Source organism: Luteibacter sp. 3190 (genome assembly GCF_031456385.1).
Classification (GTDB): domain Bacteria; phylum Pseudomonadota; class Gammaproteobacteria; order Xanthomonadales; family Rhodanobacteraceae; genus Luteibacter.
On the sequence record NZ_JAVDUO010000001.1, the window covers coordinates 338,573 to 352,925 of the forward strand.

A 14,353-nucleotide genomic window follows, 5' to 3' on the forward strand; every position below is an offset into this window, starting at 1 on the left:
TTAGTAACGCGCCACCACGCCGGCGAAGTCGACGTCCTTGGCGACGTAGACCGCCAGGACGGTGCCCTGGTTGATCGTGACGGTCGCGGGGCGATTCGCCTGCCGCCGCACGGCCTGCTTCGCGAGCTCCTGGATCGTGTCGGCCGTGTTGCTTTCGAACGGGGTTTCGGTCACGACACCGTTGGTGATGGTGGTCTGTCGTGGCCCGTGTTCGGCGGCCGCGTATTTGAACGCGTCGCTCATGAGACTGATGAGCATGGCGGCGCCGATGCGGCTGCCCCAATGAGCGGCATAGTGTCCGGGGTGGCCGGCGCCACCCAGGGTGTCGACGCCCGGGCTGGCCATGTTCACGTCGATGCCGGTCGGCGTGACGATGCGATCCCAGATCACGGCCACGCGCGGGCCGTTCGGTTCCATCTCGTACTTGCCGAGCACCTTCGAGCCCTTAGGCAGCAGCATGCGCTTGCCGGAGAACGAATACACGGGCTCGGTGACGACGCAGGACGTGAAGCCTGGCTGGTCCGTGACAATGCGGGTTTCAAGGACGCAGCGGATGTAGGTGCCGCGCATCATCAGCGTGTCGGGGTGCGTCAACGACGCCGCGCTGGACACGTCGGCCAGGGGCTTCGCTTTGTACGCCACGTTGGGCGGGATCTCGCTGAGGTCGCCGGACGATGCCGCCGCGACCACGGGGAGGTTCGGCATCTGGAACGCCGGGGGCGCCGCTGGTCCGGCGTCGCCCGTACCCAGCGCGCTCCCGGCCTGAGCGGCCGCGATGCGTCGCTCGACGAGCGTCGGGCCTTGCGGTCGTGGCGCGGGCGCGTCGGTCTGGGGCGAACCGTCGCGATCGCGGGACGGAGCGCGTTCGTCGATCGCACCGGCGCGCCGCGACCTCGTCTCGGGAACCAGGGGAATGGGAAAGCCGTCGCGCGTCGACGCAGGCTGCTCATGGGAGCCCGTGGCAGGGGGCGCCTTCTCGGACGCCCCTGGCTGGAGAGGGGATTCCGGCACCGATACGGACTCGTCGCGCCGCGCTGCCGTCTTGTCGGAGGTGCTTCCCGACCGAAGGAGCCAGATGCCGGCGACGGCAAGGAGGAGCACGATGGCCGCGAGAAGTCCCAAGGCCTTGCGGTTCATGTCGCGGACCTCGATCTGCGTCATGCGCGGCACGTTGCGCTCGAGATCCGGAGGCGGCGACGCGTGCCGCTGCGCGTACGGGTTGTCGAAGGGGACCTGCGCCTCGTCGTTCGCGCTCGGCGGCTCGACCGCGGCGACATCGTCGGTGTCAGAGGGATTCGGGGTATGCGGCTTCACTTTTTCGCGTTCCTTCGCAGGCCGACGACATTCTTGTCGTGGCGGATCACCAGGTAGGCGTAGGTGCCGTGCACGACGATCGTGTTGCCTTCGATCGTCGTGTTGACGATCTCGTCGTCGCCATGGCCTTTCTCGCGCATGTAGATCGTGGGGAAGTTTCCGGTTGGGAATCGCTTCAGGTCGGGCATGTGGATGTACGTGAAGCGGCCATCGTCGTAGACATGTTTCGGCACGAGCCAGGGCGCCGTCCGGCGGCGTTTCGCGTAGTCGTAATCGAAGTGGTAGTCGCGGCCCTTGACCAGGCCGGTATCGAGTTCGGCCGTCTCGGTGGGCCGGCTCGCGTCTTCGGCGCGCTTTCCGTGTGCGTGCTTTGTCTCGGGCTGGAAGCGCGTGTCGGGCGGGTAGGTGAAGGACACCTTGTACTGCACACCTTCGCGTCGGGCCTGGTCGAGCGTTCGCCAGTCGGTGGCCACGACCTTGAGCTCGAAGATGTACGAGTGCGTCGCCGTACGAATCATGAGGTTGGTATCGACGTCGACGTTCTTCGGCTTCACGTAGAAGACATGGCCGCGGCGCTCGATGTCCCAGCCCGTGCTGAACCCGCTGCTGTAGTCGAGGATCGTCTCGCTCGGACTCAGTTCGAGTTGCGTGGTGATGCCGAGACCCGTGCGGATCGGGTATATCCGGTCGGGCTGATACGCATACGTGTCGACACCGGACGTGCGGCTCGTGGGCGTAGCATCTGTCATGGATGCGGCGCTTTGCGCGATCCCCGGGTGGGAGCTGGCGATCGCGACGAGCGCTAGCGCACATCGCAGTCGTGGGGGAGTGGTGCGGATCATCGGGTGCGCCCTCCATTGGCGTTGCCGCGTTTGGCGGATGTCGGAGAAGTCGGTCGAGATGGTTGGGTGGCACGCTCGGTGGTGCTGTCATCGGCCTCGACGGCCAGCGGGGCAGGCGGGATGCCGTCGTCGGTCAGGAGGTCTTCCGACGCCGCGTCAGCACGGGGCCTGCGGGATGCGACTTCGGCGGGCGGCGCCGAGCCGTAGTCGTTGTCGACGCGATAGCTCGTGACCTGGAAACCGAGCGGATTCTCGATCCGGTTCCGGTCGTCCATGCGCAGATGCGGCTTGTAGACGAACGCGATCGTCGCGATCTTGCTGTCGAGCGGGTAGGTGGCGCCGCTCGTCTTGTCGTATACCGTGCGCTGGAAGCGGACCGTCGCACCCTTGGGCGTCCGTCCGGGGTCGCCGACGAGGACGATGCTGAGAATCCGTACACGGATCGCACTCGTCTTGCCATATTGCCGATACGGACTCGCCTCGTTGCTGGTCGCGTGCAGAGCCATGTAAGGCTGCGCGACCTCGGGCGATGCCATGGTGAGGACCGTCGGCCAATCCCGCAGGTTCGTCAGCGCGAGATCGTACGACTCGCGCGCGAGGACGAAATGCGCGACGTTGCTGCGATTGACCGCTTCACTTGCGGTGATCTTCCGGTCGACCAGGTCGTCGGTCAGGCGCGCGAGCGTACTGGTGCCCGAAAAAGGATCGGACACGACGAGGAACGGTACGGTCTCCTTCAACGGCAGGACGGCGATGTAACCGCCGGCAAGCACGAGCGCGACGCACAGCGCGGCCATGGCGACGGTCCAGGCGCGTCGTTCGCTGCGTCGCGCGACGTCGGCGAGCGTAATCTCGTAGTTCACGCCCGCGGTGACGGCCTGGGCTATCTTTTCAGTGTTGCGCTTCTTCAGCATCGACGTGCGCTCACGGTGCGCCGGCCGCGGCATCCGCCGCACCCGGCTCGACGAGAAGCGAAGGCCCCTCGATGCGCACGACGATGCCCTGCGCCGCGTAGATGGCGGTGAGCTGCGCGGCGGCATCGCGTAGTTCCGTGGTCCGCACCTTCGCGGCAGGGCGCGTCAGCGAGAAATCGGACCGCAGGCGGTAGTCGAGCTTCATGCCGGTATCGCTCGTCCAGCGCGTCACGAGCGCCTTGAGCGTGCCGTCCATCGGCGCGACGTAGTACGTATAAGGTGCTTCCAAAGGCATCTCGACGACCTTGTCGTCGAAGCGATTCACGGGACGCCAGCGTCCGCCGAAATCCTTCGGGCCGGGCACGCCACAGCCGGCAAGGGTGGCAATGAGCAGCAGGGCCAGGAGCGGGTGCGGGAAGTTCTTCACGTCGGACTCGATAGGCAGGGTGGTGGTTTGCAGGCGCGCGCGAGCGCGTTGCCGGTGGAAGCGGCTCGCGGGCACAGGTAGCGAGTGTTCGCGCCGGTCGGCGCGGGACACGGCGACGGTCAGGCGGTGGCGCTGGAGAGGCGGTTCCGGGCGCAACTTGCCGGCGGTCTCGACCGGAAAGATCGATGGGCTTGCTTTGAAGCGCCGACAGCGCGGGGGACGGACACCGCGAGAGGGGCGAGAGATTGCTGCTTCATCGTTACTACATCCTGTAGTTGGGCGACGGCGCCTGGTCGGGCACGCGTCCTCCGGTTCGATCGTCATCGGCTCATCTGGCCGCGACATGGCACGTATCGGGTGTCGAATCTTATGATCCTGGCACCCGAGAAGTGCGCGGGGCGGGACGATAAACGACTTGCGTAGCTTTGGCTAGTGGTTTCTTTGTTCTCCCTGTCAGACGCGGCGGTAGGCGGTCGTCACTGGTTGCACTGGCGTTCTATGTCACGTATCAGTGACGTTCGAATCGCATTGATCGCACGAAAGCATTGTGTTTTGCGTCCGAACCGGCTGCGGGGCTTCTCGCGTGGCGTGGAAGCCGCCGTCGATGTCGCTAAGGCCTTGGCTGCGTGGTTCGTATGATCCTGAACGCGGGCAGCCTGATGCAGAGGATGCGGCTGATGATTCGGTAGGTGGGAAGCGGAAGGAGGCGGTGGGCGCACCCTTGTTGGGCCGGGGGCGCGCCCTTGCGGCATCGACAAGGCGGGGAGCCGGGAGTAGAACGTGGCCTTTTACCAAGGAGCCCGCATGGCCCTCGAAACCTCCCCTTCCGACGCCGAATTGACCGCCCTCGCGAAAGATGTGGCCGCGGCGGCGCAGGAAAGGCGCGTCATGGTCGCGACGGCCGAGTCGTGCACCGGCGGATGGATCGCGAAGACGCTGACGGACCTTCCCGGCAGTTCGGCCTGGTTCGAGGCGGGCGTGGTCACTTATAGCTACAGCGCGAAAGAGTCCCTGCTCGGGGTCAATCCGCGGACGCTCGAGCGCACGGGCGCGGTCAGCGAAGAGACGGTCCTCGAGATGGTGTCGGGCGCGCTGGCGCGCTACGGGGCGGGCGTGGCGGTGGCTGTCACGGGGATCGCCGGGCCGTCGGGCGGTACCGCGGACAAGCCCGTTGGCACCGTCTGGATCGGCTGGAAACGGCGCGGGGGCTATGCCCACGCGAAGCTGTTCCATTTCGACGGGGATCGCGAGGCGGTCCGGCGGCAGACGGTGGCGGCCGCGCTTGCTGGAATGACCGCCGAACTGCAGGGCTGAACCCGGCCGCCTGTGGCAAACTTGCCGGTCGCGGATCGCAGTCCCTGAGATCACGCTGCGGCAAGATACCTACCTACACACGAGATCGGAAACCACGATGGACGACAATAAGCGCAAGGCGCTGGCGAGTGCCCTCGGCCAGATCGAAAAGCAGTTCGGCAAGGGTGCCGTCATGCGTCTTGGCGACCGGGTCGACGACCAGATCGACACCGTGTCGACCGGTTCGCTCGGCCTCGACATCGCCCTGGGCATCGGCGGGCTGCCGCGTGGCCGCATCGTCGAGATCTACGGCCCGGAATCCTCGGGCAAGACGACCCTCACGCTCCAGGCCATCGCGTCCTGCCAGCGCAACGGCGGCACGGCGGCGTTCGTCGACGCCGAGCACGCGCTGGATCCCACCTACGCCGAGAAGCTTGGCGTGAACGTGGCCGATCTCCTGGTCAGCCAGCCGGATACCGGTGAGCAGGCCCTCGAAATCGCCGACATGCTGGTGCGCTCCGGCGCGGTGGACATGGTGGTGGTCGACTCGGTGGCGGCGCTGACGCCGAAGGCCGAAATCGAAGGCGAGATGGGCGATTCGCACGTGGGTCTGCACGCCCGCCTGATGAGCCAGGCGCTGCGCAAGCTCACCGCCAACATCAAGAAGTCGAACTGCCTGGTCATCTTCATCAACCAGATCCGCATGAAGATCGGCGTGATGTTCGGCAGCCCGGAAACCACCACCGGTGGTAACGCGCTGAAGTTCTACGCCTCGGTGCGCCTCGACATCCGCCGCATCGGCGCGGTGAAGAAGGGCGAGGAGGTCATCGGCTCCGAGACCCGCGTGAAGGTCGTGAAGAACAAGGTGGCGCCGCCGTTCCGCCAGACCGAGTTCGAGATCCTCTACGGCGAGGGCACGTCGCGCGAAGGCGAGATCATCGAGCTGGGCGTCCGCGAGAACCTGATCGACAAGTCCGGCGCCTGGTACAGCTACAAGGGCGATCGCATCGGCCAGGGCAAGGAAAACGTCCGCCAGTTCCTGCGCGACAACCCGGCCATCGCCAACGAGGTGGATGCCGAACTCCGCGCCCGCCTGCTCGTGAAGCCGGGTACCAAGTCCGAAGCCTCGACCGAGGCCGACGAGCTTGAGGAAGTCTGATAAGGGCACGGGGAAGGGCGACGGCAAGGCCGATCGCCCTTCCCGCACGGCCTACGACAAGGCGCTGGGGCTCCTGGCGCGACGCGAACACTCCCGCCGCGAACTCAAGCAGAAGCTCGAGCGCGGCGGTTTCGCGCGTGAAGAAACGACGGCCGCCGTCGAGCGCCTGGGCGACCAGGGCTATCAGGACGACAGCCGCTTCGCCGAAGCGCTCGTCCGCAGCCGGGTGGGGCAGGGCTATGGGCCGGCCCGCATTCGCGCGGAGCTGCGCAGCCAGGGTATCGGTGACGCCGCGGTCCGCGAACTGATCGAATCGGCCGACGTCGACTGGCACGATCTGGCGGCCAATCAGCTGCGCCGACGGTATGGCGGCCCCTCCGCCGACCCCGCTGAGCGGGCTCGACGGGCTCAATTCCTCTTGCGTCGCGGCTTCGCCGCCGCCACAGTACGTGTTCTTACCCACGCCGATGCGGAAGACGCCGACGACGACTGAAGGCAGCGAGCCTTGATTCTGGACGGAGCGTCTTGCGCGACCTCGCAGCTCCCAAGCCACGATCGCTCATGAAAACCGCCGAAATCCGTTCGACCTTCCTCGACTTCTTCCGTTCCAAGGACCACACCATCGTGCCTTCGGCATCGCTGGTGCCGTCGAACGACCCCACGCTGCTGTTCACCAATTCGGGCATGGTGCCCTTCAAGAACGTCTTCCTCGGCAGCGAAAAGCCGGGTTACGTGCGCGCGGCCGACGTCCAGCGCTGCCTGCGTGCCGGCGGCAAGCACAACGACCTCGACGCCGTCGGCTACACGGCGCGGCATCACACGTTCTTCGAGATGCTCGGTAACTGGTCGTTCGGCGACTACTTCAAGCGCGACGCCATCCGCTATGCCTGGGAACTGCTCACGGCCGTCTACAAGCTGCCGGCCGAGCGCCTGTGGGTCACCGTCTATCACACCGATGACGAGGCCTACGACATCTGGCACGAGAAAGTCGGCGTGCCAGCGGAGCGCATCGTGCGCATCGGCGACAACAAGGGTGCGCCGTTCGCTTCCGACAACTTCTGGCAGATGGCCGACACCGGTCCCTGCGGCCCGTGCACGGAGATCTTCTACGATCACGGCGCCGATGTCGCCGGCGGTCCCCCGGGCTCGCCCGACGAGGATGGCGATCGCTACATCGAGATCTGGAACCTCGTCTTCATGCAGTTCGACCGCGCGCCGGACGGAACGCTGACGCCGCTGCCCGCGCCGTGCGTCGACACCGGCATGGGCCTGGAGCGTCTGGCGGCCGTGCTGCAGCACGTGCATTCGAACTACGAAATCGACCTGTTCGCCCACCTGATCCGTGAAGCGGGCCGGCTGACGAACACGGCCGATCTCTCGAACAAGTCGTTGCGCGTCATCGCCGATCACATCCGCGCCTGCTCGTTCCTCATCGTCGACGGCGTGCTGCCTTCGAACGAGGGGCGCGGCTACGTGCTCCGTCGCATCATCCGTCGCGCGCTGCGCCACGGATGGATGCTCGGCGTGCGCGGCGATTTCTTCTGGAAGATGGTCGCGCCGCTGGTGGAGGAGATGGGCGAGGCCTATCCCGAGATCGCGGCAAAGCGCGCCTTCGTGGAGCAGGCGCTGAAGACCGAGGAAGACCGTTTCGGCGAGACGCTCGAGCACGGCATGCGCCTGTTCGACGACATCGCGGCGAAGTCGGGCCAGATCATCCCCGGTGCGGACGCGTTCCGCCTGTACGACACCTACGGATTCCCGGTCGATCTCACCGCCGACATCGCGCGCGAGCGCGACATGAGCGTCGACATGGAAGGCTTCGAGCGCGCCATGGGCGAGCAGCGCGCCCGCGCGCGCGCGGCCAGCAACTTCGGCACCAAGGCCCAGCTGCCGGCCGAGGTCGCCAGCGCCGTGGCGCCGACGATCTTCACGGGCTACGACGACCTCGACCTCGCCGACGCGAAGGTCGTCGCCATCGTCCGCGACGGCAAGGCGGTCGAGTCCCTTTCCGAGGGCGAGGACGCCTTCGTGCTGCTCGACCGCACGCCGTTCTACGCCGAGTCCGGTGGCCAGGTCGGCGATACCGGCATGCTCAGCAATCCGTCCGGTGCGTTCGCCGTCTCGGATACGCAGAAGGTCGGTGGCGCGTTCTTCGCCCACTTCGGCTCGTGGCAGGGCTCCGCGCCGCTCCTGCGCGGCGCCGTCGTGGCCGCGTCGGTGGATGCGGCCCAGCGCAAGGCCACGGTCCTGAACCACTCCGCGACCCACCTGCTGCACGCCGCCCTGCGCACGGTGCTTGGCGATCACGTCGCCCAGAAGGGCTCGCTGGTGGCGCCGGAGCGCCTGCGCTTCGATTTTTCGCATTTCAAGCCGCTCACGCCGGAAGAACTGGCGCAGATCGAGCGCATGGTGAACGATCAGATCCGTCATAACGACGACGCCGAAGTCCATCACATGGGCTACGACGAGGCGATCGACTTCGGCGCGATCGCGCTGTTCGGCGAGAAGTACGGCTCCGAAGTGCGCGTACTGAAGATGGGTGGCTTCTCCACCGAGCTGTGCGGCGGCACGCACGTGTCGCGCACCGGCGATATCGGCCTGTTCAAGATCGTGTCGGAGTCCGGCGTGGCCGCGGGCGTTCGCCGCATCGAGGCCGTCACCGGCGCCGGCGCGATCGCGCGCGTGGCGGACGAGGAGCGCATCCTCGCCGAAGTCTCCGGCCTCCTGGCCGCGCAGGGTGACGACGTCGTCGAGAAGCTGCGACAGCTGTTCGACAAGCAGAAGAAACTCGAACGCGAGATCGAATCCTACAAATCCAGGGCCGCCAGCTCGGCCTCGGCGGACCTCGCGGCGTCGGCCGTGGACGTGAACGGCATCAAGGTCGTCGCCGCGCGTCTCGAAGGCCTCGACGCCAAGTCGCTGCGCGACAGCATGGATGTCCTCAAGCAGCAGCTCGGCGACAGCGCGATCGTGCTCGCCGGCGCGGTGGACGGCCGGGTGTCGCTCGTGGCGGGCGTCGGCGGCTCGGCACTGGGGCGGGTCAAGGCCGGCGATCTGGTGGCCGAGGTCGCCTCACGGATCGAAGGCAAGGGCGGCGGTCGTCCGGACATGGCGCAGGGCGGCGGCGTCGACAGTCCCGCGTTGCCGGGCATCCTCGCGGGCATTCCCGCCTGGGTGGAGGCGCGCCTGCGCTGAACGGCAGATGGCCGGGGTGTGCGCCGGATTGCCGTAAAGGCGCTCCGGTGCACGCATTAGCGGCCATGTGCGTTGCGTCCCCCGCTTTGGCTCGGCTAGTATGATCCGAATGTCGAAATGCATCCGTCGACATCGATCCATCGGATCGCGATGGCAGGACAGCTGGTCAGCGACACACACAACTAGAGCCGGGGAAGGCAGTTCGGCCTTCGATGGTCGAAACGTCGATCCATTGACGGCAAGCACTCGGGGTGAGGTTGTCGTTGGTGGGGAAGCCAATACCTGATTTTATGGAGTATCAATCATGCTGATTCTGACCCGCCGGGTCGGTGAAACCCTGATGATCGGCGACGAGGTGACCGTTACCGTTCTGGGTGTCAAGGGTAACCAGGTGCGCATCGGCATCAATGCGCCGAAGGACGTCGCTGTGCATCGCGAGGAAATCTACCAGCGCATCAAGAACGAGGGCGATACCGGCCACTCCGGGGACGAGAAGTAAAGACTTGTCGGGCCGTGCAAGGCCAAGTATCCTTGCTGGCTCGTTAAGGTGCCTACCTCGACGAACGATCCGGAGAGTTGCCCGAGAGGCCGAAGGGGCTCCCCTGCTAAGGGAGTATAGGGTCAAAAGCCTTATCGAGGGTTCGAATCCCTCACTCTCCGCCAGTTTGCAAAAAGCCCTGTTTATCAGGGCTTTTTTGTGGGCGGAGGCCAGGCTTGTCAGCCGGTCGGGCTGTCGGCCTTGAGCGCCGGGAACGACGTGATGCGCAGCTTGGCACCCGCGTATGGCACGAGTCGAAGCGTCGTGACGGGGTCGCCCTCGGCGATCACTTTCGCCGGCACCGGGTCGGCCGCGCCTTCTTCCGCCTTCCACGCCACGAGTCGCCCGCGCACGTTGAGCGTCATCGCCGGGTTCGAGCCAGCGAAGGGGCGTTCGCCGATCGGATGGCGCTCCACCGTCGCTCCGGGCAGCACCCCGTAGTTCCACGACGACGTCGGATACACCTGCCAGTCGTTGGTCAGGCCGCGCTTGCGCCACTTCACCCATGCTTCGCCGATCGGCAACGAGAACACCAGCGGGCCGCGGCTGAAGCTCACGGATTCGTTGAATCCCGTCTCGGCCACGACCTCGGCGGGGAACGATAGCTGGATCGTGTCGCCCGCTTTCCACTGGCGCTCCACCGTGACGAAGCCATCGACCGGTGCCGTCTTCACGGCTTCGCCGTTGATCCGCACGGATGGCGAGCGGCACCACGCCGGTATGCGCAGGCGAACCGGAAACGCCACCGGCGATGCGGGGCGCAGCGTCACAGCGATGTCGTCGCGGAAGGGATAGTCGGTGTCTTCGTCGATGTCGACCGGAACGCCGCGCACCAAGGTGCTGACGCGACAGGGCGCATACAGCGCCGCCGCGAGGCCACCGTCGGCGCTGGCCATCCATAAGCTTGCCGTCAGCTTGGGCCAGCCCTGGTGGAAATTCGCCGTGCAGCAACCGAAATGCGGATCGAGGCCGAACAGGTTCGCTTCCGGCCCGTTCGTCGTCCACGGACGTTTGTGCAGGCTGCATTCCACCTGATTGGGCTGCTGGTCGTACTGGTGTGCCCACATGTCGTCGGTGAACGCGCCCGGCAACGCGTTGTAGGCGATGCGCTCGATGCGATCGCCCAGCGTGGCGTCGCCCGTGATCGCGAGCGCGACTTCGAGCGAATACATGGCTTCCACGACGGCGCACAGTTCCACACCCTGCGACGGGCTGCGCCCGGCGAGATGCTCGTCGGCCGAGAACATGCCGTTGGCGAGCCCGTGGTACCGGTCGAGTTGCGCGAGCTGGTGGCGTACGGCGGATCGGTCGTCCGCGTTGCGCGATATCAGCGACCACACTGCCGAGGCCTTAAGCGCTTGGGCGACGTTGACGCCGTGCACCTGAAGCCCGTCGTCTTCCATGAAAGCGTTCTTGCCGCCCTTCGCCTCGACCACGCTCGCGTCGGTCTTCTCGCGGAAGGGGAAGTCCGCGAACATGGCCTGCCAGTCGTAGCCTTGCCTTTTCAGCAGCGCCGCCAGCTCCAGCAGCTTCGGATCCTGGGTGCGCGAGTGCAGCCAGACGATCACGGCTACCTCGTCCTGCCAGCGCATGCGGCCCCAGTCGCGCAACGGGCGGTCGGGCAGGGCGCTCAGCTGGTAGTGGAAGTAGCGCGTCATGAACGGCACCACACGCGCGTCGCCGGTCAGCTCCTGGTACTGCGCGAGCACCTTGAGCATGACCATGCGCGGCCACCAGTCGTCGTTGCTCTTCGGACCGAACATGCCGTTCGGCCAGGGGTTCTCGAGCGTCCAGTCGATGAACCGCTGCGCCTTCGCCTTCAGCGTCGGCGAGTCGAGCTGCCAGGCGAGCGGCAACAGGCCGTCGAGAAAATACGGACCGCGCTCCCACGCCTCGCCGTCGCCACCAAGCCATCCGCTTCGAGGGCCAAGATCCGGCCATGTCTCATCGACGCGGCCGCCAAGTCCGGACGCCTGGATGTCCAGTTGCCGGCGCAGCCATCCGGACGGCCGAATCGATCCGGCGGGAAGCAGCTGGAATGGTTGCGGTGCGAGAGGTGGCCGTGGGAATGTCGCTGCGGCGGGAGGTTTCGATGGTGCGACAGTCTCCGCTGCCGGCAACCATGGCGTCAGTGCGCCGATGACGGATGCGCGGAGAAATCCGCGCCGGCCTGAAAGGTGGGACTCACGCATTCGGGAAGATCCTCTCGCTGTCGACCGGAATCGTAATGTATGACATTTTCGCGAGAGGGGTGTCGCGTCATGGCGCATGGCGACGAAGGCGAACGATCACCACGCGATACCGACGCCTTCCGAGCTGCCGTGCGCGGTGCGGGCGTCGAGTTCGGCGTTCCGTTTTTTCTCCGCGTCGAGGATCGCGCGTCCGCGCGCCCGTAGCGTCGCGTCGAGTCGCGCGCAGGTCGTGTCCGATGCGTGCTCGCGCATCAGTGAGGTGAGCGCGTCGGCGGTGTCGCGGCTGAACTGCGCGTGTTCGTTCTCGTGTTTCTTCAGCGCGTCGAGCATGCGGTTCCACTTCGCGACGATCGTCGCGTCGACACCGAGGGGTGGTTTCCACGAGGGAAGGGTGATGTCGATCGTGACGAGCACGCTCGGCTTGACCAGGGCGCAGGTGCCGCCTGCCAGGCGGACGTCGTAGCTCCAGGACACGCCTGCGTCCGTCATTGCCCAGTACCTTCCATCCGGCTTCGTCGGACCTTTACGGTTCATCTCCTTCACGAGGTCTTCTTCTCGCGACCCGGTGATCGCGTAGTAGGCGATGTGTTCCCGAACGACGGGTTCCGGAACGACGACGGGCGGTACGGCGAAGAGCATGGCTTCGGTCCGTGAGGGCGATGCCGTGGACGAGCAAGGCGTGTGCCAGCGCGGCGACCGCGTCGCGGCGCGCCGTTAGCACCCTGGGCCGCGTCCGCGGACGACCGGCGATGTCCGCGATGGCTCCGGCAAGGAGCGGGGCGGGCGCGAGGCCGGCAAAGAAAAAGGCCCTGAAAGCTCGCGCGGACGCGGTTTTCAGGGCCTTTAAACTTCGAATATTGGTCGGGGAGACAGGATTCGAACCTGCGACTTCTACGTCCCGAACGTAGCGCTCTACCAGGCTGAGCTACACCCCGACGGGAGCCGCGTATATTAGCCATGGCCCGGTCCCTTGGCAACAGGTCGTCGCATATTTTTTACACGCGGGCGTCCGGGGCGTCCCTGGCCATCTGCTAATCTATGCGGCTGCCGCATGGCGGCGCCCGTACAGCCTGTCCGAAGAGGAATTGCATGGCACTCACCCCGGCCCGCACCATGCCCGGTGTCCTCGAGCTCCTTCCGCTCGACCAGATCGCCTTCCAGCGCATGCTGGACACGATTCGCCGCAACTACGAGCGATTCGGCTTCCTGCCGATCGAGACGCCGGTGATCGAGCATAGCGATGTGCTGCTGACCAAGACGGGCGGGGAGACCGAGCGCCAGGTGTACTTCGTCCAGTCGACCGGCGCGCTGGGCGCGGCGGCCGAAAAGGGTGGCGTGCCGGAGCTGGCGTTGCGCTTCGACCTCACGGTGCCGCTGGCGCGCTACGTCGCCGAGCACGAGCACGACCTGAGCTTCCCGTTCCGTCGCTACCAGATGCAGCGCGTCTATCGCGGCGAGCGTGCCCAGCGCGGCCGCTTCCGCGAGTTCTACCAGTGCGACATCGACGTCATCGGCAAGGATTCCCTCTCGGTGCGTTACGACGCCGAGATCCCGGCGGTGATCTACAGCGTGTTCAAGGAACTGAACATCGGCGCGTTCACGATCCAGCTCAACAACCGCAAGCTGATGCGCGGTTACTTCGAGAACCTGGGCGTCGCCGATCCGGAGCAGCAGATGCTCGTGCTGCGCGAGGTGGACAAGCTCGACAAGCGCGGCGCCGATTACGTGCGCGAGACGCTCACCGGCGACGCGTTCGGCCTGTCGGCCGAGGTCGCCGCGAAGATCCTCGCGTTCGTGCAGGTGCGTTCGACCTCGGTCGACGACGCGTTCGCGAAGCTCGACGCGCTCGGCAGCGGTTCGGAGACGTTCGAGCAGGGCAGGGCGGAGCTGAAGGAAGTGCTCGGCCTGATCCGCGACTTCGGCGTGCCGGAGACGCACTTCGCGCTGAACCTGTCGATCGCGCGCGGCCTCGATTACTACACGGGCACGGTCTACGAGACCACGCTCAACGACCACCCGGGCATCGGCTCGATCTGTTCCGGCGGTCGCTACGAGAACCTCGCCGGCCAGTACACCAAGTCGCACCTGCCGGGCGTCGGCATTTCCATCGGCCTCACGCGCCTCTACTGGCAGCTGCGCGACGCCGGCCTCGTCTCGACGGCGCGCAGCACGGTCGACGTCCTCGTGACGCAGATGGACGCGGCGCAGATGCCGGTCTACCTCGCGGTGGCTTCGGAGCTCCGCAGCGCGGGCATCGCCACCGAAGTGGTGCTTGAGGGCGGCAAGCTCGGCAAGCAGTTCAAGTACGCCGATCGGGCCGGCATCCGCTTCGTCGTCGTCCTCGGCGAGGACGAAATCGCCAAGGGCGTCGTCACGGTGAAGGACCTGCGCCGCGAGGACCAGTTCGAGGTGCCGCGCGCGGATCTCGTCAAGACACTCCGCGTCGAGCTCGCCCAGGCCGAAATCGGTCGTTGACCCT

The 14,353-nt window shown here is 66.3% G+C and carries 12 protein-coding genes and 2 tRNA genes; 7 read left to right on the forward strand and 7 right to left on the reverse strand.

Annotation, left to right across the window (positions count from 1 at the left end; genetic code table 11):
• The 4 genes from J2X58_RS01570 to J2X58_RS01585 all read right to left on the reverse strand — a co-directional run bounded on the left by J2X58_RS01570 (position 1) and on the right by J2X58_RS01585 (position 3,497).
• A complete protein-coding gene (locus J2X58_RS01570) occupies positions 1-1,314 on the reverse strand; it encodes a TrbI/VirB10 family protein (RefSeq protein ID WP_310046069.1) in 1,314 nt (437 codons plus the stop codon).
• The gene (locus tag J2X58_RS01575) at positions 1,311-2,063 is read right to left on the reverse strand and encodes a TrbG/VirB9 family P-type conjugative transfer protein (RefSeq protein WP_310046070.1); all 753 of its coding nucleotides are present in this window, start codon (positions 2,061-2,063) and stop codon (positions 1,311-1,313) included. Before J2X58_RS01575 ends, J2X58_RS01570 begins: the two co-directional genes overlap by 4 nt.
• A gap of 89 nt (positions 2,064-2,152) precedes the next feature.
• A complete protein-coding gene (locus J2X58_RS01580) occupies positions 2,153-3,070 on the reverse strand; it encodes a type IV secretion system protein (RefSeq protein ID WP_310046072.1) in 918 nt (305 codons plus the stop codon).
• A gap of 10 nt (positions 3,071-3,080) precedes the next feature.
• Complete coding sequence (locus J2X58_RS01585) at positions 3,081-3,497, reverse strand: hypothetical protein (RefSeq protein WP_310046073.1); 417 nt, start codon at positions 3,495-3,497, stop codon at positions 3,081-3,083.
• An 804-nt stretch (positions 3,498-4,301) separates the two neighbouring features.
• Here J2X58_RS01585 and J2X58_RS01590 point away from each other — a divergent pair.
• The 6 genes from J2X58_RS01590 (at position 4,302) to J2X58_RS01615 (ending at position 9,807) form a co-directional block, all read left to right on the forward strand.
• Positions 4,302-4,811 (forward strand): CinA family protein, encoded by a 510-nt coding sequence (locus J2X58_RS01590; protein WP_090054531.1) that lies wholly within the window; start codon positions 4,302-4,304, stop codon positions 4,809-4,811.
• Between the two features lie 97 nt (positions 4,812-4,908).
• Positions 4,909-5,949, forward strand: coding sequence for a recombinase RecA (gene recA, locus J2X58_RS01595; protein ID WP_090054529.1), 1,041 nt, complete (start codon positions 4,909-4,911; stop codon positions 5,947-5,949).
• Positions 5,936-6,442, forward strand: coding sequence for a regulatory protein RecX (locus J2X58_RS01600; protein ID WP_310046077.1), 507 nt, complete (start codon positions 5,936-5,938; stop codon positions 6,440-6,442). The genes recA and J2X58_RS01600 overlap by 14 nt, the downstream gene beginning before the upstream one ends.
• 68 nt (positions 6,443-6,510) lie before the next feature.
• On the forward strand, positions 6,511-9,144 hold the full coding sequence (gene alaS / locus J2X58_RS01605) for an alanine--tRNA ligase (RefSeq protein WP_310046078.1): 2,634 nt from the start codon (positions 6,511-6,513) through the stop codon (positions 9,142-9,144).
• 304 nt (positions 9,145-9,448) lie between these two features.
• Positions 9,449-9,643 carry a carbon storage regulator CsrA gene (gene csrA / locus J2X58_RS01610; RefSeq protein WP_090054525.1) on the forward strand — a complete coding sequence of 65 codons (195 nt, stop codon included), beginning with the start codon at positions 9,449-9,451 and terminating at the stop codon, positions 9,641-9,643.
• A 71-nt stretch (positions 9,644-9,714) separates the two neighbouring features.
• Positions 9,715-9,807 (forward strand) — tRNA-Ser (locus tag J2X58_RS01615).
• A 54-nt stretch (positions 9,808-9,861) separates the two neighbouring features.
• On the opposite strand, the gene J2X58_RS01620 is transcribed toward J2X58_RS01615, so the two are convergent.
• The 3 genes from J2X58_RS01620 to J2X58_RS01630 all read right to left on the reverse strand — a co-directional run bounded on the left by J2X58_RS01620 (position 9,862) and on the right by J2X58_RS01630 (position 12,809).
• Positions 9,862-11,538 (reverse strand): beta-L-arabinofuranosidase domain-containing protein, encoded by a 1,677-nt coding sequence (locus J2X58_RS01620; RefSeq protein WP_310046080.1) that lies wholly within the window; start codon positions 11,536-11,538, stop codon positions 9,862-9,864.
• A gap of 432 nt (positions 11,539-11,970) precedes the next feature.
• Entirely contained in the window at positions 11,971-12,513 is a 543-nt protein-coding gene (locus J2X58_RS01625) for a DUF922 domain-containing protein (protein WP_310046081.1), read from the reverse strand.
• Positions 12,514-12,732: 219 nt separating this feature from the next.
• Positions 12,733-12,809 (reverse strand) — tRNA-Pro (locus J2X58_RS01630).
• 154 nt (positions 12,810-12,963) lie between these two features.
• On the opposite strand from J2X58_RS01630, the gene hisS reads away from it, so the two are divergent.
• Positions 12,964-14,349 carry a histidine--tRNA ligase gene (gene hisS, locus J2X58_RS01635; protein WP_310046082.1) on the forward strand — a complete coding sequence of 462 codons (1,386 nt, stop codon included), beginning with the start codon at positions 12,964-12,966 and terminating at the stop codon, positions 14,347-14,349.
• Positions 14,350-14,353 lie beyond the last annotated feature (4 nt).

Excerpts from the sequence above, each read along its gene's own strand:
- hisS (WP_310046082.1), top strand. The coding sequence starts at position 12,964 with ATGGCACTCACCCCGGCCCGCACCATGCCCGGTGTCCTCGAGCTCCTT.
- J2X58_RS01580 (WP_310046072.1), bottom strand. The coding sequence starts at position 3,070 with ATGCTGAAGAAGCGCAACACTGAAAAGATAGCCCAGGCCGTCACCGCG.
- alaS (WP_310046078.1), top strand. The coding sequence starts at position 6,511 with ATGAAAACCGCCGAAATCCGTTCGACCTTCCTCGACTTCTTCCGTTCC.
- csrA (WP_090054525.1), top strand. The coding sequence starts at position 9,449 with ATGCTGATTCTGACCCGCCGGGTCGGTGAAACCCTGATGATCGGCGAC.
- J2X58_RS01575 (WP_310046070.1), bottom strand. The coding sequence starts at position 2,063 with ATGACAGATGCTACGCCCACGAGCCGCACGTCCGGTGTCGACACGTAT.
- recA (WP_090054529.1), top strand. The coding sequence starts at position 4,909 with ATGGACGACAATAAGCGCAAGGCGCTGGCGAGTGCCCTCGGCCAGATC.
- J2X58_RS01625 (WP_310046081.1), bottom strand. The coding sequence starts at position 12,513 with ATGCTCTTCGCCGTACCGCCCGTCGTCGTTCCGGAACCCGTCGTTCGG.
- J2X58_RS01590 (WP_090054531.1), top strand. The coding sequence starts at position 4,302 with ATGGCCCTCGAAACCTCCCCTTCCGACGCCGAATTGACCGCCCTCGCG.